This window comes from Actinokineospora iranica, assembly GCF_900101685.1.
GTDB lineage: Bacteria > Actinomycetota > Actinomycetes > Mycobacteriales > Pseudonocardiaceae > Actinokineospora > Actinokineospora iranica.
The window spans coordinates 236,337-261,493 of sequence record NZ_FMZZ01000005.1 but is presented as its reverse complement, the minus strand read 5'-3'; the positions used below and the strand labels follow the sequence as shown (position 1 = coordinate 261,493).

At 70.9% G+C, this 25,157-nt stretch carries 22 protein-coding genes; 11 read left to right on the top strand and 11 right to left on the bottom strand.

Annotated elements, in window-relative coordinates:
• Positions 1–76 precede the first annotated feature (76 nt).
• From glgB to BLS56_RS13080, 9 genes are all read right to left on the bottom strand, one after another.
• Positions 77–2,218: a 1,4-alpha-glucan branching protein GlgB gene (glgB, locus tag BLS56_RS13120; protein WP_091450289.1), complete on the bottom strand. Its 2,142-nt coding sequence runs from the start codon at positions 2,216–2,218 to the stop codon at positions 77–79.
• Positions 2,215–3,651: a maltokinase N-terminal cap-like domain-containing protein gene (locus BLS56_RS13115; RefSeq protein ID WP_091450288.1), complete on the bottom strand. Its 1,437-nt coding sequence runs from the start codon at positions 3,649–3,651 to the stop codon at positions 2,215–2,217. Before BLS56_RS13115 ends, glgB begins: the two co-directional genes overlap by 4 nt.
• Positions 3,651–5,354: a maltose alpha-D-glucosyltransferase gene (gene treS / locus BLS56_RS13110; RefSeq protein WP_091450287.1), complete on the bottom strand. Its 1,704-nt coding sequence runs from the start codon at positions 5,352–5,354 to the stop codon at positions 3,651–3,653. Before treS ends, BLS56_RS13115 begins: the two co-directional genes overlap by 1 nt.
• Positions 5,351–7,348, bottom strand: coding sequence for a maltotransferase domain-containing protein (locus BLS56_RS13105; protein ID WP_091450286.1), 1,998 nt, complete (start codon positions 7,346–7,348; stop codon positions 5,351–5,353). The genes treS and BLS56_RS13105 overlap by 4 nt, the downstream gene beginning before the upstream one ends.
• A 57-nt stretch (positions 7,349–7,405) precedes the next feature.
• On the bottom strand, positions 7,406–8,290 hold the full coding sequence (locus tag BLS56_RS13100) for an ankyrin repeat domain-containing protein (protein ID WP_091450285.1): 885 nt from the start codon (positions 8,288–8,290) through the stop codon (positions 7,406–7,408).
• Between the two features lie 171 nt (positions 8,291–8,461).
• Positions 8,462–9,130: a class I SAM-dependent methyltransferase gene (locus BLS56_RS13095; protein ID WP_175482801.1), complete on the bottom strand. Its 669-nt coding sequence runs from the start codon at positions 9,128–9,130 to the stop codon at positions 8,462–8,464.
• 85 nt (positions 9,131–9,215) lie between these two features.
• Positions 9,216–9,701 (bottom strand): nuclear transport factor 2 family protein, encoded by a 486-nt coding sequence (locus tag BLS56_RS13090; RefSeq protein WP_091450283.1) that lies wholly within the window; start codon positions 9,699–9,701, stop codon positions 9,216–9,218.
• Between the two features lie 177 nt (positions 9,702–9,878).
• Positions 9,879–11,297: an MFS transporter gene (locus tag BLS56_RS13085; protein ID WP_091450282.1), complete on the bottom strand. Its 1,419-nt coding sequence runs from the start codon at positions 11,295–11,297 to the stop codon at positions 9,879–9,881.
• 55 nt (positions 11,298–11,352) lie between these two features.
• Positions 11,353–12,225 (bottom strand): oxidoreductase, encoded by an 873-nt coding sequence (locus tag BLS56_RS13080; protein WP_091450281.1) that lies wholly within the window; start codon positions 12,223–12,225, stop codon positions 11,353–11,355.
• A 120-nt stretch (positions 12,226–12,345) separates the two neighbouring features.
• Between BLS56_RS13080 and BLS56_RS13075 the strand changes: the two genes are divergently transcribed.
• Entirely contained in the window at positions 12,346–13,251 is a 906-nt protein-coding gene (locus BLS56_RS13075; protein ID WP_091450280.1) for a LysR family transcriptional regulator, read from the top strand.
• Here BLS56_RS13075 and BLS56_RS13070 read toward each other — a convergent pair.
• Both BLS56_RS13070 and BLS56_RS13065 read right to left on the bottom strand, forming a co-directional pair.
• Positions 13,238–13,780 (bottom strand): nuclear transport factor 2 family protein, encoded by a 543-nt coding sequence (locus BLS56_RS13070; protein WP_175482800.1) that lies wholly within the window; start codon positions 13,778–13,780, stop codon positions 13,238–13,240. The two genes, BLS56_RS13075 and BLS56_RS13070, sit on opposite strands and share 14 nt — an antisense overlap.
• A 1-nt stretch (position 13,781) precedes the next feature.
• Entirely contained in the window at positions 13,782–14,726 is a 945-nt protein-coding gene (locus BLS56_RS13065) for a mycofactocin-coupled SDR family oxidoreductase (protein ID WP_091450278.1), read from the bottom strand.
• A gap of 238 nt (positions 14,727–14,964) precedes the next feature.
• Here BLS56_RS13065 and BLS56_RS13060 point away from each other — a divergent pair, with 238 nt between their 5' ends.
• The 10 genes from BLS56_RS13060 to BLS56_RS13015 all read left to right on the top strand — a co-directional run bounded on the left by BLS56_RS13060 (position 14,965) and on the right by BLS56_RS13015 (position 25,139).
• Positions 14,965–16,002 carry an ankyrin repeat domain-containing protein gene (locus tag BLS56_RS13060; protein WP_091450277.1) on the top strand — a complete coding sequence of 346 codons (1,038 nt, stop codon included), beginning with the start codon at positions 14,965–14,967 and terminating at the stop codon, positions 16,000–16,002.
• A gap of 33 nt (positions 16,003–16,035) precedes the next feature.
• The gene (locus BLS56_RS13055; RefSeq protein ID WP_091450276.1) at positions 16,036–16,362 is read left to right on the top strand and encodes a muconolactone Delta-isomerase family protein; all 327 of its coding nucleotides are present in this window, start codon (positions 16,036–16,038) and stop codon (positions 16,360–16,362) included.
• Positions 16,359–17,045, top strand: coding sequence for an EthD domain-containing protein (locus tag BLS56_RS13050; RefSeq protein ID WP_091450275.1), 687 nt, complete (start codon positions 16,359–16,361; stop codon positions 17,043–17,045). The genes BLS56_RS13055 and BLS56_RS13050 overlap by 4 nt, the downstream gene beginning before the upstream one ends.
• Positions 17,046–17,155: 110 nt before the next feature.
• Positions 17,156–17,983 (top strand): type 1 glutamine amidotransferase domain-containing protein, encoded by an 828-nt coding sequence (locus BLS56_RS13045; protein WP_091450274.1) that lies wholly within the window; start codon positions 17,156–17,158, stop codon positions 17,981–17,983.
• A 9-nt stretch (positions 17,984–17,992) separates the two neighbouring features.
• Positions 17,993–19,612: a thiamine pyrophosphate-binding protein gene (locus BLS56_RS13040; RefSeq protein WP_091450273.1), complete on the top strand. Its 1,620-nt coding sequence runs from the start codon at positions 17,993–17,995 to the stop codon at positions 19,610–19,612.
• Positions 19,613–19,641: 29 nt separating this feature from the next.
• Positions 19,642–20,166, top strand: a complete 525-nt coding sequence (locus BLS56_RS13035) for a Cif family virulence factor (RefSeq protein ID WP_091450272.1) — start codon at positions 19,642–19,644, stop codon at positions 20,164–20,166.
• 133 nt (positions 20,167–20,299) lie between these two features.
• Positions 20,300–20,911 (top strand): DJ-1/PfpI family protein, encoded by a 612-nt coding sequence (locus BLS56_RS13030; protein WP_091450271.1) that lies wholly within the window; start codon positions 20,300–20,302, stop codon positions 20,909–20,911.
• A 27-nt stretch (positions 20,912–20,938) separates the two neighbouring features.
• Positions 20,939–22,747 (top strand): AGE family epimerase/isomerase, encoded by a 1,809-nt coding sequence (locus tag BLS56_RS13025; RefSeq protein ID WP_228771597.1) that lies wholly within the window; start codon positions 20,939–20,941, stop codon positions 22,745–22,747.
• A complete protein-coding gene (gene glgX / locus BLS56_RS13020; RefSeq protein ID WP_091450270.1) occupies positions 22,744–24,816 on the top strand; it encodes a glycogen debranching protein GlgX in 2,073 nt (690 codons plus the stop codon). The genes BLS56_RS13025 and glgX overlap by 4 nt, the downstream gene beginning before the upstream one ends.
• Positions 24,813–25,139, top strand: a complete 327-nt coding sequence (locus BLS56_RS13015) for an STAS domain-containing protein (protein WP_091450269.1) — start codon at positions 24,813–24,815, stop codon at positions 25,137–25,139. The genes glgX and BLS56_RS13015 overlap by 4 nt, the downstream gene beginning before the upstream one ends.
• The last annotated feature ends 18 nt before the right edge of the window (positions 25,140–25,157 follow it).

The following is a 25,157-nucleotide window of genomic DNA, read 5'->3' as shown; positions in this document are numbered from 1 at the left end:
CACGATCGAGAGGCGGATTTCGCCGCGACACCGAACGTAGGGTCGCCGAACGTGACAGGTCCAATACCTGGCGGGATTACCGATGCGAATAGCTGTCCGACAGCAGCCACAGCACGCAGGCAGGTGGCAGTCGCAGCGCGGCCGAGGCGGGGCGGCCGTGGTGGCCGACTTCCTCCGCTGTCACCGCGCCGAGGTTGCCCACGCCTGAGCCACCGTACGCCGCGGCGTCGGTGTTGAGGACCTCGCGCCAGACACCAGCGGCGGGCAATCCGACCCGGTAGTCGTCGCGGGGGGTGGCGGTGAGGTTCGCGACGCAGGCGAGGACCGAGCCGTCGTCGCCGTGCCGCAGGAACACCAGGACGCCACCGCGGTCGTCACTGTGGGCGTCGACCCAGGAGAAGCCGTCCGGGGTGGTGTCCAGGGTGTGCAGGGCCGGGATCGACCGGTATCGGGCGTTCAGGTCGGCGACGAGGCGGTGGACGCCCGCGTGCAGCGGCTCGTCGAGCAGGCCCCAGTCGAGGCCGAGCTCCGACCACTCGGCGCGCTGCCCGAACTCCGACCCCATGAACAGCAACTGCTTCCCGGGGTGCGCCCACATGAAAGCCAGCAGCGAGCGCAGGTTCGCGGCCTTGTTCCAGTCGTCGCCGGGCATCCGCCGCCACAGCGAGCCCTTGCCGTGCACCACTTCGTCGTGGGACAGCGGCAGCAGGTAGTTCTCGCTCCAGGCGTAGCTGAACGAGAACGTGAGGTCCGGCAGGCTCCGCTGCTCGGGGGCGCGGCCGAAGTAGCCGAGCGTGTCGTGCATCCAGCCCATGTTCCACTTGAGACCGAAGCCAAGCCCGCCGGTGTCGGTGCGGGCGGTGACGCCGGGCCAGGTGGTGGATTCCTCGGCGATCAGCATGATCCCCGGGTGGTGCTTGTAGACGGTCGCGTTCAGCTCTTGTAGGAACCGGACGGCTTCCAGGTTCTCGCGTCCACCGTGGACGTTCGGCGTCCAGTGCTCGCGCGAGTAGTCCAGGTACAGCATCGAGGCCACCGCGTCGACCCGCAGCCCGTCGACGTGGAACTCCTCGATCCAGAACAACGCGTTGGCCACCAGGAAGTTGCGCACCTCCGGCCTGCCGTAGTCGAAGATCAGCGTGCCCCAGTCCGGGTGCTCGCCGCGGCGGGGGTCCGGGTGCTCGTAGAGCGCGGCGCCGTCGAAGCGGGCCAGCGCCCACGCGTCCCGGGGGAAGTGCGCGGGCACCCAGTCGACCAGCACGCCGATGCCGTGCTGGTGCAGCACGTCCACGAGGTGCCGGAAGTCGTCCGGGGAGCCGAAGCGGGCCGTGGGCGCGTAGTACGACGACACCTGGTAGCCCCAGGAGCCGCCGTACGGGTGCTCGGCCACCGGCAGCAGCTCCACGTGCGTGAAGCCCTGCGCCGTGACGTACTCGGCCAGTTCCCCCGCCAGTTCGCGGTATCCCAGGCCGGGCCGCCACGATCCCAAGTGGACCTCGTAGACGCTCACCGGCGCGCGGGACCAGTCGGTGGCTTCCCTGGCCGCCAGCCACTCCGCGTCCTGCCACCGGTGTTCGGTGGCGTGCACGACCGAGCGCGGCACCTCGGCGGCGAACGCCAGCGGATCGGCCTTCTCCCGCCACACCCCGTCTTCGCCGAGCACCCGGAACCGGTACCGCACGCCTGCGCCGATGCCGGGCGCGAACAGCTCCCAGACGCCCGCGTCGAGCCGCCGCATGGGCAGGCCCAGCACCTCGACGGCCAGCGCGTTCGGCGCCCACACGGCGAACGCGGTGCCGGACACGCCGCCGACCTGGCGCGGGTGCGCGCCCAGCACGTCCCACAGCCGCTCGTGCCTGCCCTCGCTGATCAGGTGCAGGTCCAGTTCGCCGATCGTGGGCAGCCAGCGGTACGGGTCGTCCATCACGTCGACCCGGCCGGGATAGGCGACCTCGAACCGGTAATCGGTCAGCGGCATGGGGATCACGCCGGAGAACAGGCCGTCCGGGTGCAGCACGCCGAGGGCGAACCGCTCGCCGGAGTCGGCGAGGACGGTCACCGACTCCGCGCCGCGCCACAGCGCGCGGACCACCGCGCCGCTGGGGCGCGGGTGGCTGCCCAGCACCCGGTGCGGATTGGTGTGCGTGCCCGCGACCAGCGCCTCGACCTGCTCGCGGTCCGGCGCTCCACTATCCACAAGGGACAGTTCGGCGGTCATCGGACGACCTCCTGGCCCACCAGCCGCCGCACCGCGCGCAGCGGGATGTCCACCCAGTCGGGCCGGTTCCTGGTCTCGTACACCGCCTCGTAGACGGCCTTGTCCAGCTCGAACGCGGTCAGCAAAGCCTGGCGCGCCGCCGGGTCGGCCCCGGCGGCCTCGGCGTACCCGGCCAGGAACGCGTCGCGGTTGTGCCGGGTCCACTCGTCGGCGAGGCGCCGCAGCTGCGCCGCCGAGCCGGTGAACAGCCGGAGTTGGTGCTGCGCGGCGTAATCGAACGAGCGCAGCATCCCCGCGACGTCGCGCAGCGGCGACTGCGGCGCGATCCGCTCGGCGATCGGCGCGGCAGGCTCGCCCTCGAAGTCGATGACCAGCCAGGTCGCCGGGGTGCGCAGCACCTGCCCCAGGTGCAGGTCGCCGTGCACCCGCTGCACCGGCACGCCCGCGGGCAGGTCGGCGACGGCGAGGAACGCCGCGCGCAGCGGATCGGCGTAGGGCGCCAGGTCCGGCACCACGGACAGCGCGAAGTCCAGCCGCCGCAGCAGGTCCTGGCTCAGTCGGGCCAGTTCGCCGACGCCCAGCGTCGACGAGCCCAGCTCCCGCGCCAGGTCCGCGTGCACGGCGGCCACCGCGCTGCCCAGCCGCCGTGCCTCGGCGGCGAAGTCGGCGCCCGCCGCGGCGGGCGCGTCCGGCGCGGCGAACAGGTCGCGCAGGCTGGCCAGGGCCATGGCCCAGCCCTCGGTCGCGTTCGCGGCGAAGGACTGGAGCATCCCGAACGTCGCCGGTTCGCCCGCGAGTTCGCCCTCGATCGCGCCCAGCAGGGTCGCGATGTGCCGGGACCGGGCCCGGCGCAGCGCGCGGTGCGCGGCCAGGTCCGGGTTCACCCCCTCGGTCGCGCGCCGGAACAGCTTGAGCAGGTACCGGTCGCCGAACCGGACCGAGGTGTTGGACTGCTCCGCGCCCAGCGGCCTGCCCACCAGCCCGCGGCGGCTCGCGCCGGCGAACCCGGTGCTCAGCTCGGGTACGAAGTGGACATTCCCGCGCTGCGCGCTCTTGCCGATCAGGAGCAGCAGCAGGGCGTTCAGCTCGGGGTCGCCGGTGGCGTCGTAGAGCACGCAGCCGTCGAAGCCTGCGATCACCGCGCCCGCCAAGCTGTCCGGCAGGGTGGCGCGGAGACCGAGCGGCACCAGGTACCGCTCGGTCTCCGCGCCGTCGGCGAAGTGGACCGTGACCACGGCGAGCAGGCCGAGCGGGCCGCCGGAGGCCCGCTCGTCGGCCAGCTCGGTCGCCTGGATGAGCTCCACGGCGCTGACCGGACGCCCCTTGGCGCCGAACCAGCGCTGCCAGGGCAACCACACCGCCAGCGCGCGCTCCAGTCGGGGCCGCAGGTCCTCGGGCAGGGTGATCACATCGGGCTGGTCGATCGCGCTCATCAGGCGCCTCCCATCCGGTAGATGGCGAACCAGTAGAAACCGTGTCCCGGCAGGGTGAGCGGGTACGGGGTGGCCTCGACGGGCGCGAACACCACGCCCCCGGTCAGCTCGACCGGCAGGCTGCCCGCGTAGTCGGCCAGGTCGAGCGACACCTGTTGCGGGAAGCGGGAGAGGTTGTTGACACACAGCACAATATCTTCACTGCCGTCGCTACGATCAACATTGCGGTGTGTGCGCAGGTAAGCGAGCACACTGGGGTTGGCGCACGGCAGTTCGGTGAAGGCGCCCAAGCCGAACGCCGGGTGCTCGCGCCGCACGGACAGCATGTGCCGGGTCCAGTGCAGCAGCGACGACGTGGCGCTGCGCTGCGCCTCCACGTTGATGCCCTGGTGGCCGAACACCGGGTCGGCGATCACCGGCAGGTACAGCCGACCCGGGTCGGACGTGGAGAATCCGGCGTTGCGGTCAGGAGACCACTGCATGGGGGTGCGCACGCCGTCGCGGTCGCCGAGCCAGATGTTGTCGCCCATGCCGATCTCGTCGCCGTAGTACAGCACCGGCGAGCCGGGCAGCGACAGCAGCAGGGCGGTGAACAGCTCCTGTTGGTTGCGGTCGTTCTCCAGCAGCGGAGCCAACCGGCGGCGGATGCCGATGTTCGCCTTCATCCGCGCGTCTTTGGCGTATTCGGCGTACATGTAGTCGCGTTCTTCGTCGGTGACCATTTCCAGCGTCAGCTCGTCGTGGTTGCGCAGGAAGATCCCCCACTGCGCACCGGAGGGGATTTCCGGGGTCTGCGCGAGGATTTCGGAGATCGGCAGGCGGCTTTCCCTGCGCACGGCCATGAAGATCCTGGGCATCAGCGGGAAGTGGAACGCCATGTGGCACTCGTCGCCGCCGACGGACGGGTCGCCGAAGTACGCGACCACGTCCGCGGGCCACTGGTTGGCCTCGGCCAGCAGCACCCGGCCCGGGTACTCGTCGTCCACGACCTTGCGGCACAGCTTGAGGAAGTCGTGCGTCCTGGGCAGGTTCTCGCCGTTGGTGCCGTCCTCCTCGAACAGGTACGGCACCGCGTCCAGCCGGAACCCGTCCACCCCGAGGTCGAGCCAGAACCGCAGCACGTCGAGCATCGCCTCCTGCACCGCCGGGTTCTCGTAGTTGAGGTCCGGCTGGTGGGAGAAGAAGCGGTGCCAGTAGAACTGCTGCCGCACCGGGTCGTAGGTCCAGTTCGACGTCTCGGTGTCGATGAAGATGATCCGCGCGTCCGGGTAGCGCTGGTCGTCGTCGTTCCACACGTAGAAATCGCCGTACGGGCCGTCGGGATCGGTCCGCGACGCCTGGAACCACGGGTGGGCGTCGGAGGTGTGGTTCATGACCAGGTCGGTGATGACCCGGATGCCGCGGCTGTGCGCCTCGTCCAGGAAGTGCACGAAGTCCTCGACGGTGCCGAACTCCGGGAGCACCGCGCGGAAGTCGGCGATGTCGTACCCGCCGTCGCGCAGCGGCGAGGCGTAGAACGGCGGCAGCCACAGGCAGTCCACGCCGAGCCACTGCAAGTAGTCCAGCTTGTCGGCCAGGCCGCGCAGATCCCCCGTGCCGTCGCCGTTTCCGTCGTTGAACGCGCGGACCAGCACCTCGTAGAACACCGCGCGCTTGTACCACTCGCCGTCCACTGGAAGCGGTCGCGCAGACCTGCTGCTCATTGTTCCCCCACTGATTGTTCCCCCACTGACTGTTCTCCCACCGCGACGATGTGCGCGACAGCGCGGCGCGGATCGAGCTTGACGTAGTTGGCCGCGCCCCAGTCGAAGATGTCGCCGGAAACCGCGTCCAGCGCGGTGAACCGGGCGTCCTCGGGCAGGCCGAGCGCGGCGAGGTCCAAGGTGACCGTGCCGTCCTGCGGCTGGTCGGGGTCGAGGGTGACGACGCAGACGACCGAGTGGCCGGTGGCCGGGTCGGTCTTCGAGTAGGCGATCAGGGCGTCGTTGTCGACCTCGTGGAAGCGCAGGGTGCGCAACTGCCGCAGGGCCGGGTGTTCCCGCCGGATCTCGTTGAGCCGGGTCAGCCACGGCTGCAGCGACCGGCCCTCGGCCAGCGCGCGCCGGTAGTCCCTCGGCCGCAGTTCGTACTTCTCCGAGTCCAGGTACTCCTCGCTGCCCGGCCGCACGGCCTCGTGCTCGAACAGCTCGTAGCCGGAGTACACGCCCCAGGACGGTGACAGGGTCGCGGCCAGCGCGGCGCGCAGCGCGAACATCGCCGGTCCGCCGTGCTGCAGCGACTCGTGCAGGATGTCGGGGGTGTTGACGAACAGGTTCGGGGTGCCCTCGTCGGCGTGCTCGACCAGGCTCTCGCCGAACTCCGTCAGCTCTTGTTTGCCGGTGCGCCAGGTGAAGTAGGTGTAGTGCTGGGTGAATCCGAGCTTGGACAGGCCGTGCATCCGGGCGGGGCGGGTGAACGCCTCGGCGAGGAACAGCACGTCCGGGTGCTCGGCCTTGACCTGCCAGATCAGCCAGTGCCAGAAGTCCGGCGGCTTGGTGTGCGGGTTGTCGACGCGGAAAATCCGCACCCCGCGGTCGATCCAGCGCAGCACCACCCGCAGGATCTCGGCGCGCAGCCCTTCCGGGTCGTTGTCGAAGTTGAGCGGGTAGATGTCCTGGTACTTCTTCGGCGGGTTCTCCGCGTACGCGATGGTGCCGTCGGCCAGGGTGGTGAACCACTCCGGGTGCTCGGCGACCCACGGGTGGTCCGGCGCGCACTGCAACGCCAGGTCAAGCGCGACCTCCAGGCCACGGGCTGCGGCCTGGTCCACGAAGCGCCGGAAGTCGGCCACGGTCCCCAGGTCCGGGTGCACGGCGTCGTGCCCGCCCGCCCGGGAGCCGATCGCCCACGGCGAGCCGACGTCGCCGGGCTCGGCGGTGACGCTGTTGTTGCGCCCCTTGCGGTTCACCTCGCCGATCGGGTGGATCGGCGGCAGGTACAGCACGTCGAAGCCCATGTCGGCGATCCGGTCCAGCTCGCCCGCCGCGGTGGCGAAGGTGCCGTGCACCGGCTCGCCGCGCGAGTCCACGCCGCCGGTCGAGCGCGGGAACAGCTCGTACCACGCCGACATCCGCGCCGGTTCCCGGTCGACCCAGATCCGGTGCGTCGTGCCGCGGGTGACCAGCTCACGCACCGGGCAGTCGTGCATGATCTTGCCGACCGCCGCCGACAGTGCGGGCTCGACCCGTTGCGCCAGCGGGTAATCCTCTCGCCGCAGGGCCACGGCAGCCGCCCGCAGCAGGGGGCGGTCGGCGCGGCGCGCGTGGCGCCGGGCCGCGCGGTCGAGCAGCGCCGCGCCCGCCACCAGGTCGTTGGCCAGCTCCGCGGCGCCCTGGCCCGCGGCGAGCTTGGCCGCCACCGCGTGCCGCCAGGTGGTCCACGGGTCGCTCCAGGCGTCCACCCGGAATGTCCACTCGCCCTCCCGGTCCGCCACCGCGGTCGCGTGCCAGCGGTCCGACCCCTCGGCGCCGGGCGCCATCCGGATCTCGGCCGCGGCCTGCTCCGGGCCGCGCCAGACCAGGGTCGCCGCGACCGCGTCGTGGCCTTCCCGCCACACCGTCGCCGCCACGGGAATGTGTTCTCCGACAACCGCTTTCGCCGGGTGGCGGCCTGAGCTGATCTCCGGTGAGACGTCGTCGACCACCAGTCGCCCGCTCACGTCTTCGCTCCCCTCATGGTTTTCCGCGAATCATGTTCTCGCGCGGCGATTTCCGACTCAGCCGAACAGTCCACTCACGACCTCCGGGGCGAGCAGGTCGCGGGCCAGCGCCGCCGGGGTGCGGCCGAGGTGGTCGGCCAGGTCGGCGCGGGCGCCGGACTCCAGCAGGATGCGGGCGGCCTCGGTGTTGCCGTGCCGCACGGCGATGTGCAGCGGCGTCTGCCCGGTGGTGGCGACCGGGGCGTCCACCAGCGCGCCCGCGCGGACCAGGGCGCGCAGCACCTCGGCGCTGCCCTGCTCCGCGGCCTTGTGCAGCGCGGTCTGCCCGGAGCGCTCGGTGGCCAGGACGTCAGCTCCGCCCGCGACCAGGGTGCGGACCAGGGTGTCGTCGCCGCGGGAAGCGGCGGCGATCAGCGGGGTCAGGCCGGTGTCGGCGTCGCGCCGGTTGGGGTCGCCGCCGAAGCCGAGCAGCTCGGCCACCTCGGCCTCGCCGCCGCGGGCCGCCGCGTCGAACAGCCGCTGCTCGCGGTCGGCGTTGAAGGCGTTGACCTCGGTGTTCGGGTCGAAGTACACCTTCCAGTGGATGATCTTGCCCTGCTCGTTGAGGACCAGCTTGTGGATGTCCTCGATCTCGAAGAGCACCTTGGTCCTGGTGTGCCTGCCCTTGGTGTAGACCACGGCGCAGGCGGTGTTGCCGTCGACGAACAGGTCGCGCAGGCCGTAGTCGAGGACCTCGGTCGTCTCGGCGCGAATCCGGAACGCCTCGGCGACCTCGTTGAGGCCGACGTGCGTGCCCAGGTACGGGATCACCGCGTTCCACTGGTCCTGCGGCAGTTCGAGCACGATCGAGGGCGAGAGCCCGGCGGTGATCGCGGCCATGTCGCCGCGGCCGATGGCGCCGAACCAGTTGTCGACGATTTCGCGGACCTGACGGGTTTCCATCGTGTTTTCCTTTCCACAAAGGGAATTTCCCCTTGCTTCCAGGCTGACAGCGACGCCCGTCCCCGGCCAGGAACACCGGGCTACTACGGCAACTGGCGACAAACGCGGCAAATACCGTCAAACCGCCGATGGTCGGGCGCGTTTGCGAGTAACACTCGCCGGACGACTGGGCTACGGCAGGCGCAGCAGCAGATGGCCCCTGCGGAATCGCTCGTCCGCACCGGGCGCGCGCAGCATCCGGCCGAACTCGGTGAACCCGGCGTCGCGCGCCACCTCGGCCAGGTCGTCAATCGGCCACCGGTAGGCGGGCGCGACCTTGTGGTCGAACACCGCCAGCGGGCCGCCATCGGCCTCGAAGAAGGCGAGCAGGAGGTGGCCGCCCGGAGTCAGCGCCCGGCGGAACTCGCGGAAATACGCGGGCAGCTCCCGAGGTGGCGTGTGGATGACCGAGTACCAGGACACGATGCCGCCCAGCTCGCCGTCGGCCAGGTCGAGTGCCGCCATCGAACCGATCTCGAAGCGCAGGTCGGGGTAGGCGTCGCGGGCGATGCCGATCATCACCGGCGACAGGTCGACCCCGAACGCGGCGAGTCCCAGGTCCCGCAGGTGGGCCGTCACATGGCCGGGGCCGCAGCCCACCTCGGCGACCGGCCCCGCGCCCGCCGCCCGCACCACCTCGGCGAACGCGGAGAGCACCGCGCGGTCCAGCGGCACGCCGTCGAGCCAGCCGCGCACCATCTCCGCGTAGCGGAAGGCTATGGCGTCATAGGCTTTCACGGTCGCGTCAGGGTAGGAGGCTGTCTCGCTCACAGCCGACCACTCTAGCCGTCGGCGCCGCATCGGTCGGCCATATCGGGAAGACGGCGAAACGCGGGAAACCCCGCCACGCGGCGCGTTGGCGGGGTTTCCCGGTTCCAGCGGTGGATCAGTGGTAGCGGCCGATCACGTCCCGGATCAGGCCGTCGCGGATCAGGAACTCGTAGTAGAAGCTTTCCTGGCCGCCGCCGCCCGTGGTGAACCGGTAGTCCACGACGTACCGGTCGCCGTTCCAGCGGGTGCCGGTGACCTCGTACTTCCCGCCCGCCCGGATCACCTCCGGGTCGAGGAAGCGGCTCATGATGGCCTCGCGCGAGGGGTAGATCCGCCCCACGCTGTCGAAGCGCGCGTCCTCGGCGAAGGTGGCCGCGACCCCGGCCGAGTCGCCCGCGTTCGCCAGGTCGGCGAACCGCTGGGCGACCGCAGGCGCGGCCTCTTTGTCCACATCGGACAGTGGGGCGGCCGGGGCGGACGTGCCCGTGGCAGCGGCGGAGGTGTTCGCGGCCGGGGGTGGCGTGGCCGCTGGCTCCGTCCCGGCGCACGCCGCGGTTAATAACAGCAGGGCGGCGACACCGAGTCGACCGGACTTGACCATCACTTGCTCCTCACTTGGGACCGGACAGGGCTTTGCCCCTCGGCCCGGAGGCTGGGGGAGCCTCCGGGCCGAAGTCGGGGAACGGCGCACGAACTTCAGTGGGGGACCGTGCGCCTCGTCCCGGCGCCTTTCCCGGGGGTCGGAAGATGGGCGCGGAACCTCCCGAGTCAGGTGGTCTCAGGACCGCCGCGCGCCACGCAGGAGCACGGCGATGGCCACCACGCCGACCAGCAGCAGGGCGACGGCGGCCAGGTAGGCGGTGTGGTACCCGGCGAGCACGGCCTCCGGGGTGCCCGCGACGCTGACCGACGCGGACAGGGTGACCAGCGCCGCGACGCCGACGCTGCCGCCAAGCTGCTGCGCGGTGACGTTGAGCCCGCCCGCGACGCCGTGCTCGTCCTGCGGGACGCCGGTCAGCGACGCGGCGGTGAGCCCGGCGAACGCGACGCCCTGGCCGACGCTCATCACGACGACGGCGGGGAAGACGTGCGCCCAGTACTGGCCCGCCAGCGGGGTGAGCGCCCACAGGCCGACACCGGCGCCGATCAGCAGCAGGCCGGTGATCATCAGCGGGCGCTGGCCGACCCTGGCCATCACCCGGCCCGCGATGTTCGAGCTCACGACGACGATCACGCCCATCGGCAGGATCGCCAGGCCGGACTGCAACGGCGTGTACCCGAGCAGTCCTTGCAGGTAGAGGGGCGCGAAGAACAGCACGGCGAGCACGGCGGTGAAGAACACCACCGCGGCGACGGTCGCCGCGGACACCGTGGGCTTGCGGAAGATCGACAGCGACAGCAGCGGGTTGGGGGCGCGCAGCTCCCAGAAGACGAACCCGGCGAGCAGCGCCACCGACACCGCCAGCGAGCCCAGCGTCAGCGGGTCGGCCCAGCCCTCGTGGCCCGCGCGGCTCAACCCGAACACCGCCAAGAGCAGGCCGCCGGTGACCGCGGTCGCGCCGACGGCGTCCAGCGGCTGCCTGCTGCCCCGGCCGCCGGGCAGCACCGAGCGGATCGCGGCGAGCACGACCAGGCCGATGAGCACGTTGAACACGAACACCGCGCGCCAGCTGAAGAGGTCGGTGAGCACGCCGCCGATCACCACGCCCGCGCTGAAGCTGGACGCGCCGACGGCGGTGTAGACGGCCAGCGCCCGGTTGCGCCGGTGGCCCTCGGGGAACAGCTCGGTGAGCAGCGCCAGCGACGCCGGGCCGGACAGCGCCGCTCCGACGCCCTGCAGCGCCCTGGCGACCATCAGCACCCACACGACCGGGGCGAGCGCGGCCATGACGGTGGCCAGGGTGAACAGGCCGACGCCGATGGCGAACACGGTGCGCCTGCCGAGCACGTCGGCGGCCCGGCCGCCGAAGAGCAGGAAGCCCGCGAAGGTGACCGCGTACGAGGTCATCGTCCACTGCAGATCGGCGCTGGCGATGCCGAGGTCCGCGCCGATGACCGGCAGGGCGGCGTTGACGACGGCGACACCGCCCGCGTCCAGTGCCAGCGCGGCGGCGAGCACGATGACCGCGAGCCAGCGCGGTTTGTCCTCCCGGTCGGTCGGCGGGACCGTCCCGGCCGGTGCGATATCTGTTGACATGGGATTCGACTCCAGTTCATGTCCCGCCCGGGGGCGGGAAAGTCAGGTGGCGAGCTCAGCTCGCGGCGATGTCGGTCGCGCGACCGGTCTCGCGCCACAGCTCAAGCTCGGCGCGGACACTGTCGAGGCGCTCGGCGATGGCGTCCACCGCGTCGGGGCCCAGCGGCAGCCGCAGCGGGGTGTTCTCGGCGTCCAGCGCGGTCCGGATCGCGGCGGCGGCCTTGGCCGGGTCGCCCGGCTGGGCGCCGTGGTTGTCGCGCAGGAACGCGCGCACCGGGTCGATCTGGTCGCGGTAGTCGGGAATGGCCGCGCCCATGCGCAGCTGGGCGCCGGAGAACGCGGTCCGGAAGGACCCGGGCTCGACGATGAGCACCTTGATGCCGAAGGCGGCGACCTCACCTGCGACGCCTTCCGAGTAGCCCTCCAGGGCGAACTTCGCCGCGCAGTAGCCGGAGAAGCCCGGCCAGCAGACCTGACCGGCCATACTCGACATCTGCACGATCGCCCCGGACCGGCGGGCGCGCATGTGCGGCAGCACCGCCCGGGTCAGCGCGACCGGCCCGTGCAGGTGGACCTCCATCATGTCGCGCAGCTCCGCGTCGGGCATCTCCTCGGCGGCGCCGATGAAGCCGTGCCCGGCGTTGTTCACCAGCACGTCGATCCGGCCGTGCCAGGTGATCGCGTCCTGCACGGCGGTGGCGATGTTCACGCTGTCGGTGACGTCCAACTGAAGGGGTGTCACCCGATCCGGTGCGATCGCGGCCAGGTCCGCCAGCGACTCCACCTTGCGCGCGGTGGCCACGACAGTGTCACCCGCCGCCAGCGCTTCCTCGGCGATCGCCCGGCCGAAACCTGAGGAAGTGCCGGTGATGAACCACACCCTCGGCTGCGCGGAGCCGGAGTGGACAGGTAGTGGAGCGTCGTTCATGAGTACTCCTGGTCGCGGACCGATTGTCCTTCCTGATCAAGAAAACACCCGGTTCGCGCCCGAGTCCAAGACTTCTGCCCATACGCTGGTCGCATAGATCGAGCACCAGGGAGCCGCAGCATGGACGTCGACACCCGCGTCCTTCGCTATTTCGTCGCCGTCGCGGAAGAACTCAGCTTCACCCGCGCCGCGGAAAGACTGTTCGTGTCGCAGCCCGCGCTGAGCAGGCAGATTCGCCAACTCGAAACCGACATGCGCCTCACCCTGTTCGTCCGGACCAGCCGCGAGGTGCGGCTCACCGCGGCGGGCGAGGCGCTGCTGCCGGTGGCCAAGGGGCTGATCGCGGACTGGCAGGCCGCGCAGCGCGCCGCCCGCGGCGTCGCCGCCGTCGAGGCGCGCGTGCTGCGCATCGGTTTCGAGGCGACCGGGGCAGGCCCGTTCACCGTGCGGGCGCGCACCCGGTTCGCCGAGCGGCACCCGGACGTCACCGTCGAGCCCAAGCGCTTCGACTGGGGCGGCGAGGTCGCCGCCCTGCGCGACGGCCTGGTCGACGTCGCGTTCCTGTGGCTGCCCGCGGACACCACCGGCCTGCACACCGAGATCGTCGCGGTGGAGCCGAGGATGGTCGGGTTCGCCGCGGGCCACAAACTGGCGGACCGGGACAGCGTCGGCATCCTGGACCTGCGCGACGAACCGGTCATGTGGACCCGCAAGGCCCCGAGGTACTGGGTGGACTGGTGGGCGGTCAATCCGCGCCCGGACGGCTCGGAACCCTTGTGGGGACCGGAAAACGACAATGTGGAGGAGATGCTGGAGCATGTCGCGGCAGGCGCGGCGATCTGCATCGGGCCGGAGTCGATGGCGGCCTACTACGCCCGCCCCGACCTGGCGTGGCGGCCGATCACCGACGTCCCGCCGCTGCGCATCGCCTTCGCCCGGCCCGCGGCGAGCACCAATCCGCTGGTCGCGGGCTTCGCCGACGTGGTCAGGGAGTTATGCGGCACCGATAGGTCTACTGTGGACTGACCGGCAGCCCGATGACCGTCCGGTCGCCGGACTCCCACACCGGGGTCATGGTGACCGCGCTGATCCGCCAGCCCCGGCCCACCAGGGCCAACCGGTAGTCGTAGCGGCCGCCCAGGGTGTAGAGGACGCCGCCTGCCAGCGGGCCGACCCGGTGGGTCGCCTGGAACTCGGCGGTGACAAGAGCCTCGGCGCCGCGGATTCGCACCCGCTGATTTCCCAGCAGGTGCTGCGTCGCCGACAGGTGCCCGAGGCCGCGGCGCCACCCGTCGACCAAGTCGGCGGCGAGCACGGCGCCGGGCTCACCGCCGACCAGGCCGGTGTAGTCGACCCACACCGTCTCGGTGAAGACCGCGCGCAGCTCGTCCCACTGCCTGCGGTCGAAAAGCACGGCCATATCGATGGTGACGGCGACCGGGTCGGCGCGCGGGCCGGACTCGGTGTCCGCCGCCGCGATCCCGGTGGCGGCAGCGGACGCGGCCGTCACCGCCCCGGTGACCAGCGCCGTGCGCCGGGTGAGCCGGGACGCCATGTCAGGAACTCCACCGGGTGCTGGCGCCCGCGGTGACGTCCAGGACCGTGCCGGAGATGTAGCGCGCCCTCGGGGAAGCGAGGAACGTGATCGCGTCGGCGACATCCGATGGCTCGATCAGCCCGACCGGCTGGGTGTTGTAGGACCGCAGCGCCCGGTCGAGGTCCTCCGGGCCGGTGCCGCCCGCCCACTCGTAGGTGGCCTCGTTGAGCACGAACGGGGTGCGCACCCCGGTCGGCGCGACCCCGCTGACCCGCACCCCGGACGGGCCGACCTCGGTGGCGACCGCCTTGACCAGGCCGATCGCCCCCCACTTCGCCGCCTGGTAGTGCGCGAGCTGCGGCGCGCCGTGCCTGCCCTCGCTTGAGGACACCACGATGATCGCGCCGCTCTTGCGCGCGACCAGGTGCGGGATGACCGCGCGCATGGTGTTCGCCACGCCCACCAGGTTCACGTCGATGACGTCGGCGAACTGCCGCGGCGACATGTCCGCCAGCGGGCTGTAGGTGTTGACGCCCGCGTTGGCGACCGCGATGTCGAGCCTGCCGTACTCGCGGACGGCCTGCGCCGCGACCTCCTGCAACCGGGCGGCGTCGCGCACGTCGGCCTTCACCGTCGTGCAGCGGCGGCCCAGCGCGCGCACCGCGCGCGCGGTCTCGGCGAGCTCGGCCTCGCTGCCCAGCGGGTAGTCCACCTTGATCGCGGTCGGCGCGGCGATGTCCAGGGCGACGATGTGCGCGCCCGCGCGGGCCAGCGCCACCGCGGTCGCCCGCCCGATGCCCCGCGCCGCGCCGGTGATCAGCGCCACCTGGCCGCGCAGTTCGCCGCCCCGGCCCTCGGCCGCCTCGGGCGCGGCGGCGGCCGCCCCCGCTGTCGCGACCACACCAGCGGCCGCCCCCGCGCCCGCCAGCAACGTCCGCCTGCCCAGCTTGCCCTGCTCAGTCATGCCCCGATCGTGTGCGGTGGGCGGGCGCGTGTCCAAGACCGGCGACGATGCGTTTTGGTAATGGAACGCGCGCACCGCGTCAAGTTCGGCTAATCGTCCGCGCTGCCTTGTCGTTATCCCAGGCCGCGGGTTGACTGGTAATCGTACCGGGGCACCGCGTTTTCCTGCTTCGATTTCCCTTGCCGGGCAAGCGAAAACAATTGTGCGCCAAACACCCACGAAGAACCGGAGAAATCATATGAGTGACGCTATGCGCACTCTGCTGCTGAACGCGGTCCGGCGCGGCGACCAGTTCGAGGTCCGCGGCCTGCTGCGCAACGGCGTCGACCTCAACACCCGCCGGTCGGACGGCCTGACGCCGCTGATGGTCGCCGCGGGCCGGGGCGACGCGGACATGGTCCGGCTGCTGATCGAGTCGGGCGCGGACATCTACACCACCGACCCGACCGCGGGCGGCACCGCGCTGCACAAGGCGGTGCAGGGCGGCGACCTGGAGACCGTGCGGGTGCTGGTCGATGCGGGCGCGTTCATCGACGCGGTGGCCACCACCACCGGGCACACGCCGCTGCTGGACGCGTTCTGGTACAAGCACCCCGAGATCGTCGGCTACCTGCTCGACCGCAACGCGGGCCTGAACCTCGCCACGCACTACGGGTTCTCGATGCGCGAGCACTTCGAGTACGCGATCAACGTCAACACTTTGGGCCGGGAGAAGCTGCTGGCTGGGGAAGCGTTGCTGCGCAGGCGGATCGAGGCCGACGAGCACGAGGTCAAGCGGCAGAAGCTGATGGCGGCGGTCACCGACGGCGACCTGATCGCCGTGCAGGTGCTGCTGGCCAACGGGGCCGATGTGGACGCCCGCTTCCCGGTCCTCAACGGCTTCAACGACCTGCACACCCCGCTGCTGGTCGCCAGCCGCGACGGGCACACCGAGATCGTGCGGGCGCTGATCGCCGCGGGCGCGGACATCAACGCCACCGAGCCGACCTTCGGCGCGTGCCCGCTGCACAAGGCCGTCTACAACGGACACGCCGACATCACCCGCATCCTGGTCGACACGCCCGGGATCGACATCGACTTCCAGGGCGCCACCAACGGCTACACGCCGCTGCACGACGCCCTGTGGCACGGATTCGAGGAGTGCTCCCGAATCCTCATCGAGGCGGGCGCCCGCCTCGACCTCGTCGGCCACGACGACAAGACGCCGCTGGACATGGCCGTCGACGTCTTCGGCGCCGACCACCCGCTCACCAAGACGCTGCGCCAAGCCGGTTAGAACCGGCGGAAACCGAAGGAAGGAAAGGCAACCATGCTTTTCTACTGCCAGATGCGGTGGAACCACGAGGGCCGCATCAGCCTCGACGAGCTGTGGGAGATCGAGGAAGAAGAGACCCGGCACGCGGAAGAGACGCTGAACTCGGGCTACTGCATCGGCCTGTGGAAGGTCGCCGGGCAGAAGCGGGTCATCGCCGTGGTGGACGCCGAGTCCGCCGAGGAACTCGACCGCTCGGTGTTCCGCCTCCCGATGCGCGAGTACCTGGAGTTCGAGGTGATCTGGCCGCTGCGCGACTACCTCGGCTTCGCCGACGACGTGGCCAACCGCTACCGCCCGGTCGAGGACGGGGCGGGCGCGTGATCCACCAACTGATCTTCGCCTACCCCCGGCCGGGGATGAGCGAGCAGGAGTTCCACCGCTACTGGGTGCAGGAGCACGCGGTCCGGTACGCGGCCAAGATCCCGCAGATTCGGCAGTACGCCGTGGACACCCGGGTCGAGCTGTCCTACGACGAGGAACCGCTGTGGAGCGGCGTCGCGGAGATCTGGCTCGCCAACGAGGAAGAGCAGCTCGCCTCGCTGCAGACCCCGGAGTTCCTTGAGGGCGCCCGGATCGACGAGCCCCGCTGGGCCGCGTTCTGGCGCACCCTGGTGCTCGACACCGACGCGCACGTCGTGCTGCCCGGACCGGAGCAGCGCGCGGACAAGCCGGGCACCAAGCTCTTCGTCCTGGTCAAGCGCCGGGAAGGGATGCCGCTCAACGAGTTCCGGCAGTACAGCCGGGACGCGCACGCGCCGCTGATGAGCAAGGTCCCCGGCCTGCGCCGCTACTACCAGAACTTCACCCGCGACGGCGCCTACGGCATCGGCGAGGCCGTGCTGGACTGCGCCTACCAGCTCTGGTTCGACGACGAGCACGCGCTGCGGACCGCCATCCGCGGCCCGGAGTTCGCCCGCGCCATGGCCGACCTCACGACCTTCACCGAGCCCCGCTATGTCCACAAACTCGCCGTGCGCGAGAACTGGGTAATCGGGCCCAACTGAAAAGCTATTTCGCCAAGTGCGCCCTATCGCACCGGTTTCCTTGTCCGCCAAGCGGAACAAGGGTTGTATTGAAAGAGAAATCCCCAACTAATTCTCCTGAAGGGAGAACCATGACCAAGCGTGTGCTGGTCGTCCTTTCCGAGTTCGGTTATTGGGGTGAGGAACTGGTCGGCCCGATCGAGGCGTTCGACGCCGCGGGCTACCGCGTCACCTTCCTCACCCCCACCGGCAAGCGGCCCGTGGCCCTGCCGCCGAGCATGGACCCCGACTACATCGACCCGCCCCTGGGCCGTTCGGTCACCACCGCGGACATGGCCCGCCGGGTCCGCGAGCTGGACGCATCGCCCCGGCTGGACAACCCGCTCAGCCTCGCCGACCTGGTTCCCGAGCGCCCGTACTACAGCGCGGTGAACCACCTGCGCGACGTCGAGGACTACAACCGCAGGCTCGACGCGGCCATCTCCGACCTGGTGTCCAGCTTCGACGCGCTGGTGATCGTCGGCGGCAGCGGCCCCATCGTGGACCTGGCCAACAACGAGCGGCTGCACGAGCTGGTGCTCGGCTTCGTCGCCGTGGACAAGCCGATCCTGGCCGAGTGCTACGGCGTCGCGGTCCTCGCGTTCGCCCGCGACCTGGAGAGCCGGGAGAGCATCCTGCAGAACAAGCACGTCACCGGCCACCCCAAGGAGTACGACTACAAGGACGGCACCGGCTTCGTCGGCGTCGAGTTCAACATGGGCCCGCCGCCGTACCCGCTGGAGTACATCCTGCGCGACGCGACCCGCCCCATCGGCCGCTTCCACGGCAACGTGGGCAAGGAGACCTCGGTCATCGTCGACTACCCGTTCATCACCGCGCGGTCCACTCCGGACTCGGCGCGCAGCGGCGAACTGCTGGTGCAGACCCTGGAAAACGGTCTTCGCCGGTACGGCTGGTAGGAGCGCGCCATGCACGGCAGGCCAGGCAAGACAGCCATCTTCGAGCAGTTCGCCGCCGATGGCATCGACTACATGTTCGGCAACCCGGGCACCGTTGAGCAGGGCCTGCTGGACGCGGGCGCCGAGTTCGACCTCGACTACCTGCTGGCGCTGCACGAGGGCGTCGCGGTGGGCATGGCCGACGGGTACGCCCGGGCCACCCAGCGCCCGGGCCTGGTCCAGCTCCACAGCGGAGTGGGGCTGGGCAACGGGATCGGGATGCTGTACCAGGCCAAGCGCGGCGGCTCGCCGCTGGTGGTCGTGGTCGGCGAGGCCGGGGTGTCCTACGACGCGATGGACGGGCAGATGGCCGCCGACTTGGTCGCGATGGCCAAGCCGGTGACCAAGTACGCCACCCGGGTCCTGGACCCGTCGTCAACGCTGCGGGTGCTGCGGCGGGCCATCAAGATCGCCATGACCCCGCCGCGCGGCCCGGTCGTGGTGGTGCTGCCCGCCGACGTCATGGACCAGCTCACCACCGAGCAGGTCGTGCCCACCTCGATCCCGAACACCCGGGTCGTGCCGGAACCCTCGCTGGTGGCCGCCGCGGCCACGACGCTGCTGGCCGGTGACCGCCGGTTGGTGCTGATGGGCGACGGCGTCGCCACCAGCGGGGCCCAGCGCGAGCTCACCGAGGTCGCCGAGGCGCTGGACGCGCCGGTGTGGGGGGTGAACTCATCGGAGTTCAACTTCGACGCCACGCACCGGCTCTACGGCGGCGCGCTCGGGCACATGTTCGGCGCGGACAGCGCCCGCGTGGTCGCCGATGCGGACTCGGTGCTGATCGTCGGCACCTACGTCTTCCCGGAAGTCTTTCCCACGCTGGAAAACCCGTTCAAGCCCGACGCGAAGATCGTCCACATTGATCTGGACAGCTACGAGATCGCCAAGAACCACCCGGTGGACATCGGGATCGTGGCGGACCCGAAGCTGACGCTGTCGGCGCTGGGCCGGGAACTTCTCCGGCAGCGGCCGGGGACGCTGCCCGCGCGCACCGAGGTGCGCACGCGGCTGACGCACCCGGAACCGCCGCTGGAGCAGGACACCGTCCTCGACCGGTTCGTGCGCAGGCTCGCCGGACGGGCTCCGGAGGACCTGGTGGTGTTCGACGAGGCGCTGACCGCGTCGGCGCCGCTGGCGAAGTACCTGCCGCCGCGCGAGGCTGGCCGGTTCTTCCAGACCCGCGGCGGGTCCCTGGGCGTCGGCATCCCCGGCGCGCTCGGGATCAAGCTCGCCCGGCCGGACCTTCCGGTCGTCGCCTTCACCGGCGACGGGGGCAGCATGTACACCTTCCAGGCGCTGTGGACCGCGGCCCGGTACGGCATCGGGGCGAAGTTCGTCATCTGCAACAACCGCCGCTACCACCTGCTCGACCTCAACATCGAGCAGTACTGGCGGGAGCTGGGGATGGAGCCGCACTCCTTCCCCGCCGCGTTCGACCTGTCCAATCCGGACATTCAGTTCACCGAGCTGGCCGGGGCGCTGGGGGTTCCCGCGCGCCGCGTCGAGCGACTGTACGAAGTGGACTCTACGGTCGAGACGATGCTGTCGCACGACGGGCCGTTCCTCATCGACCTGGTCATCGACTGAGCTTTCAGTCACGACAGAGAGGAGCGGAAATGACTGCGGGAGACGGTGACTGCCCCATCGGGCCCACCGGCGAAGACCTGCCCGGCGACCAGCCGATCAGCGAGGTGGCCGTCCGCGGGCTCGTGCGCGACTGGTTCGCCGCGCTCGACCGGCACGACGACGTCGCGGTGCTGCTGGAGCTGTTGACCACGGCCGGGTTGGCCATGCACCTGCCCCGGCGCACGGTGCGCAGCCACGAGGACTTCGCGGCCTGGTACGACGAGACGATCGCCTCGTTCTTCGACGAGGACCACGATGTGGTCGAGGTCAAGGTGACGCCGACTTCGCCGTGGCACGCCGAAGTGGAGCTTCGGGTCGACTGGCAGTGCCGGATGTGGCGCCCGCCGTCGGCGAACAGCGTCTGGGTCGGCGTCACCGTCACCGAGCACTGGTCGGTCGTGATGCAGGGCGGCCGCCCCAAGATCCGAACCTGCACCGTCGGGGGCTCCGCCCCCATGCCGGGATCCGCCGTTCCGCCCGCGACGGGGCCCCGTCCTGAGAGCGCGGCCGCGTAACGAGCGTCGATCCCCGCCGTCGAGAGCGCACGGGGGCGCCTCGACGGCCACCCCGCCCACCTGGCAGGCGTGCTGCCCGCGCGCCTGCCGGGTGGGCGATCCCCATCGGACCTCAAGCAAGAAGGCAAAGGACATGACCCAGAACGTCCAGGACCCGATCACCGCTGGCAGGCTCACCGGCAAGCGCATCGGCATCCTGATGGAAAGCGACTACGTCGAGGCGGAAATCGCCTACTACCTGATGCGCTTCGCCGAGGAAGGGGCCGAGGTCGAGCTGCTGACCCGGCTGTGGGGCAGCGAATCGCAGACCTTCACCGGCCACGAGCACCGCGCGCCGATCACCGTCACCGGCGACCTGGAGAAGCTGGACTACGACGAGCTGTCCCGGTTCTCCGCGCTGATCGTGCCGTCGGGCATGGTCTCCGACCGGCTGCGCTACGCCGAGGACGTGGCCCGCCCCGCGCCAGCGGTCGAGGTGATGCGGCGCGCGTTCCGGCTGCCGAACCTGATCAAGGCGTTCTCCTGCCACGGTTTGCTGCTGCTGTCCGCGGTGCCCGAGCTGGTCAGGGGCCGGGCTGTCACCTGCCACAACAACCTGGTCGGCGACGTGCGCAACATGGGCGCGTTCTACACCGACCAGGACGTCGTGGTCGACGGCCCCGACCTGGTCACCTCGCGCACCGTCGAGCAGTGCAACCTGCTGGCCCGCACCGTGATCGAGCGGCTCGCCGCGCGGACGCGCTGATCCCGGTGGCTGCCAAGGAGGCTTCCCGTGGGCGCTGAGATCGACCACACCTTCTCCGACACCACCGCCGGATACCTGGAGGACCACGACAACCGCACGATCCGACTGCGCACAATGGACGGCCGGCGGGTCGTCCTGCACCTGACCGACACGACTTCGGCGCAGCTGCTGCGCAACCTCGGCGAGCCGTACCGGGACGTGACCGGGCGGCTGGCCGAGCACCTGCGGCCGGGGCGGCTGCTGTTCGCCTACGGCCCGGTCTACCCCGAGCAGAACGGCCTGCGCTACCAGGCCACGAGCCTGATCTTCGTCGGCGACGACGCGGACGCGCACGCGTTCGAGCGGCCCGGCTGGTGGACGGCGCAGCTCACCGAGCTGGCCCGCTTCTACCGGCGCGCGCAGTTCGGCACCGGCGAGATCGACTACGCCGACTACCGGACCGAGATCCGGCTGGGCGGCGACAAGAACGGCAGGCACGTCCAGGAGACCGACACGATTTCCCGTCTGGTGTACGGGATGTCGGCGGCGTTCATGCTGACCGGCGACGAGGACTTCCTCACCGTCGCCGACCGAGGGTCCCGGTACCTGCGCGACCACATGCGGTTCGTCGACACCGACGAGAACGTCACGTACTGGTACCACGGAATCGACGTCGATGGCGGCCGTGAGCGCAAGCTGTTCACCTCCGAGTTCGACGACGACTACCGCGCGATTCCCGCCTACGAGCAGATCTACGCGCTCGCCGGGCTGGTCCAGAACTACCGAATCACCGGCGATCCCGCGATCAAGCAGGACATCGACGGCACCATGCGGCTGTTCGAGCGGTTCTTCGCCGACCCGGCGCGCGGCGGCTACTACTCGCACATCGACCCGGTGGAGCTGAGCCCGCACCACCCGTCGCTGGGGGCGAACCGGTCGCGGAAGAACTGGAACTCGGTGGGCGACCACGCCCCCGCGTACCTGTTCAACCTCTACCTGGCCACCGGCGACGAGCAGCACCTGCGCATGTTGGAGCACACCTTCGACATGATCGTCTCCCACTTCCCCGACCGCGAGACCCCGTTCGTGCAGGAGCGCTTCCACGCGGACTGGTCGCCGGACCGGAGTTGGGGCTGGCAGCAGGACCGCGCCGTCGTCGGGCACAACCTCAAGATCGCCTGGAACCTGACCAGGATGGGCGCGGCCAAGCCGAAGTACGACTACCAGCGGCTGGCCGACACGCTGGCGCGGACGATGCCCGAGGTGGGCCGCGACGCGCACCGCGGCGGCTGGTACGACCTGGTGCGGCGGCAGGCGCCGCACGACTTCGTCTGGCACGACCGGAAAGCGTGGTGGCAGCAGGAGCAGGCGATCCTGGCGTACCTGGTGCTCGCCGGGCACCGCCGCGATCGTGAGTTCCTGACGCACGGCCGGGAGGCGGCCGCGTTCTACAACGCGTTCTTCCTCGACCACGACGAGGGCGGCGTCTACTTCAACGTCCTGGCCACCGGCATTCCGTACCTGATGGGCACCGAACGGCTCAAGGGCAGCCATTCGATGAGCATGTACCACTCCGCGGAGCTGGCCTACCTCGCCACTGTCTACACAGGACTCCTGGTGCGCGGTGAGCCGCTGGACCTGTGGTTCCGGCCGCGGGCCGACGCCGACTTCCCGGACGGGCTGCTGCGGGTCGCCCCCGACGTGCTGCCCGCGGGCCGGGTCCGACTGGACCAGGTTCTCATCGACGGCGAGCCCTACCGCGACTTCGACGCCGAGCGGATGGCCGTCCGGCTGCCGGACAGCGAGTCCGACCTGACCGTCCAGGTGCGGCTGACCCCCACGGGAGACCCGTCATGACGGGAATCCGTTGGATGGACGGGTTTCGCGTCCAGCCCGGCAAGCCGCTGCCGCTCGGCGCGACCGTGACCGCCGACGGCGTCAACTTCGCCGTCGCCTCCACCACCGCCGACAAGCTGTGGCTGGTGCTGCTCGACCCCGAGCGCGGCGAAGTGCTCACCGAACTGCCGTTCCCGGACGAGTACCGGATCGGCGACGTGTTCGCCATGACCGTCCTCGGGCTCGACCCGGACCTGGCGCACTACGCGCTGCGGGCCGACGGCCCGGCGCACGCGCCCGGCGCCCGGTTCGACCCGAACGCGCTGCTGCTCGACCCGAGGGCGAAACTCGTGGTCGGCGGCGAGGAATGGGGGCAGCGCCCCCGGTACCGCGGAAAGGCGGTGCGCGGGGACGACTTCGACTGGGGTGCCGACCGGCCGCCGCGGGTCCCGACCGAGGACCTGGTGGTCTACGAGCTCAACGTCCGCGGCTTCACCCGGCACGACTCGTCCCAAGTGGACAATCCGGGCACGTTCGCCGGGCTGCGGGAGAAAATCCCGTACCTGCGCGAGCTGGGCGTGAACTGCGTCGAGCTGATGCCGGTCTTCGAGTTCGACGAGACCGACGTCGCGGGCGGCCCGCCCCGGCTCAACACCTGGGGCTACCACCCGGTGGGCTTCTTCGCACCCAAGCTCGCCTACGCCGCCGACCCCGGCGACGCGGCCCGGGAGTTCAAGGAGCTGGTCCGGGACCTGCACGCGGCGGGCATCGAGGTCGTGCTGGACGTGGTGTTCAACCACACCGGCGAAGGCGACCACCGCGGCCCCACGCAGTCGTTCCGCGGCCTGGACAACGCCACGTACTACCTGCTCACCCCGGACGGCGGCTACTACAACTTCAGCGGCACCGGCAACACGATGAACTGCAACCACCCGGTGGTGCGGGAGTTCATCCTCGACTGCCTGCGGCACTGGGTGGTCGAGTTCCATGTCGACGGCTTCCGGTTCGACCTGGCCTCGATCATGTCGCGGGGCACCGACGGCGGCCCGCTGGCCAACCCGCCGCTGCTGGAGGCTGTCGCGCACGACCCGATTCTGGCCGACCGCAAGCTGATCGCCGAGGCTTGGGACGCGGGCGGGCTCTACCAGGTGGGCTCGTTCCCCGACTACGGCCGGTGGATGGAGTGGAACGGCCGCTACCGCGACGCGCTGCGCCGGTTCCTCATCGCCGGTCCGGGCAGCGCGGGGGAGCTGGCCGCCCGCCTGGTCGGCTCGCCCGACCTCTACGGCAGCCGGGGAACCGGCGCCTCGGTCAACTTCGTGACCTGCCACGACGGCTTCACCCTGGCCGACCTGACCGCCTACGACCGCAAGCACAACGAGGACAACGGCGAGGACAACCGCGACGGCCACGACGCCAACGACAGCTGGAACTGCGGCTGGGAAGGGCCGACCGACGACGCCGGTGTGCTCGCGCTGCGCGGCAGGCAGGCGCGCAACGCGCTGGCGCTGCTGCTGGTCAGCCACGGCGTGCCGATGCTGCTCGCTGGCGACGAGTTCGGCCGCACCCAGCGCGGCAACAACAACGCGTACTGCCAGGACAACGACATCACCTGGGTGGACTGGACGCTGGCGGCGGCCAACGCCGACCTGGTGGCGTTCACCCGGCGGCTGATCGCGTTCCGCGCGCGCCACCCGGTGCTGCGGCGCGGACGGCACCCCGACGGCGAGGCAGCCGATGGCGCGCAGTACCCGCCGGTGAGCTGGCACGGCGTCCGGCCGGGGGAGCCCGACTGGTCGCCGGACGCGCGGCTGCTGGCGATGCTGCTGCACGAGCCCGGCGGCGCCGACCGGGCCGACGGCGCTGACCGGGCCGACAGCGCCGACACCGTGTTCGTGGCGGCCAACACCGACCTCGCCGAGGTCAGGGTCCAGCCGCCCGCCCCGCCCGCTGGCCACCGCTGGCACGTCTTCGCCGACACCGCCCGCGACGGCGAGGACTCCCCGGCGCTGGGCGGGGACCTGGTGCTGGCGGGCAAATCCGTGGTCGTGCTGGAGGCACGGCGGGCAACCGAAGGAGACGAGCGGTGAACTTCGAGGCATACCTTGGCTTCAACGGCCGCACCGGCACGGTGTACCTGACCGGTGAGCTGGACGCGACGACCGCGCCGGTGTTCCGGTCACTGGTCGAGCAGGCCGCAGAGCGGCCGCTGGACCGCCTGGTGCTGGACATGACCGGCCTGCGCGCGCTGTCCTCCGCGGGCGTGCGGTGGCTGGCGTTCGCCCAGCAGAAGCTGCCGCCGACGGCGTCGATCATTGTGGTCGGCGCGAGCGCGGAGGTGGTGGCCACGATCCGGCTGGCCGGGTTCGACCAGGCGATCACCATCGCCGACCGGGGTGGAGCGCAATCTTGATCAATTCGGGTGGGGGCC

Bases quoted from the DNA above. Each gene is read 5' to 3' on its own strand.
- glgB (WP_091450289.1), bottom strand. From the start codon at position 2,218: ATGACCGCCGAACTGTCCCTTGTGGATAGTGGAGCGCCGGACCGCGAG.
- BLS56_RS13115 (WP_091450288.1), bottom strand. From the start codon at position 3,651: ATGAGCGCGATCGACCAGCCCGATGTGATCACCCTGCCCGAGGACCTG.
- treS (WP_091450287.1), bottom strand. From the start codon at position 5,354: ATGAGCAGCAGGTCTGCGCGACCGCTTCCAGTGGACGGCGAGTGGTAC.
- BLS56_RS13100 (WP_091450285.1), bottom strand. From the start codon at position 8,290: ATGGAAACCCGTCAGGTCCGCGAAATCGTCGACAACTGGTTCGGCGCC.
- BLS56_RS13095 (WP_175482801.1), bottom strand. From the start codon at position 9,130: ATGCGGCGCCGACGGCTAGAGTGGTCGGCTGTGAGCGAGACAGCCTCC.
- BLS56_RS13090 (WP_091450283.1), bottom strand. From the start codon at position 9,701: ATGGTCAAGTCCGGTCGACTCGGTGTCGCCGCCCTGCTGTTATTAACC.
- BLS56_RS13085 (WP_091450282.1), bottom strand. From the start codon at position 11,297: ATGTCAACAGATATCGCACCGGCCGGGACGGTCCCGCCGACCGACCGG.
- BLS56_RS13080 (WP_091450281.1), bottom strand. From the start codon at position 12,225: ATGAACGACGCTCCACTACCTGTCCACTCCGGCTCCGCGCAGCCGAGG.
- BLS56_RS13075 (WP_091450280.1), top strand. From the start codon at position 12,346: ATGGACGTCGACACCCGCGTCCTTCGCTATTTCGTCGCCGTCGCGGAA.
- BLS56_RS13070 (WP_175482800.1), bottom strand. From the start codon at position 13,780: ATGGCGTCCCGGCTCACCCGGCGCACGGCGCTGGTCACCGGGGCGGTG.
- BLS56_RS13065 (WP_091450278.1), bottom strand. From the start codon at position 14,726: ATGACTGAGCAGGGCAAGCTGGGCAGGCGGACGTTGCTGGCGGGCGCG.
- BLS56_RS13060 (WP_091450277.1), top strand. From the start codon at position 14,965: ATGAGTGACGCTATGCGCACTCTGCTGCTGAACGCGGTCCGGCGCGGC.
- BLS56_RS13055 (WP_091450276.1), top strand. From the start codon at position 16,036: ATGCTTTTCTACTGCCAGATGCGGTGGAACCACGAGGGCCGCATCAGC.
- BLS56_RS13045 (WP_091450274.1), top strand. From the start codon at position 17,156: ATGACCAAGCGTGTGCTGGTCGTCCTTTCCGAGTTCGGTTATTGGGGT.
- BLS56_RS13040 (WP_091450273.1), top strand. From the start codon at position 17,993: ATGCACGGCAGGCCAGGCAAGACAGCCATCTTCGAGCAGTTCGCCGCC.
- BLS56_RS13035 (WP_091450272.1), top strand. From the start codon at position 19,642: ATGACTGCGGGAGACGGTGACTGCCCCATCGGGCCCACCGGCGAAGAC.
- BLS56_RS13030 (WP_091450271.1), top strand. From the start codon at position 20,300: ATGACCCAGAACGTCCAGGACCCGATCACCGCTGGCAGGCTCACCGGC.
- glgX (WP_091450270.1), top strand. From the start codon at position 22,744: ATGACGGGAATCCGTTGGATGGACGGGTTTCGCGTCCAGCCCGGCAAG.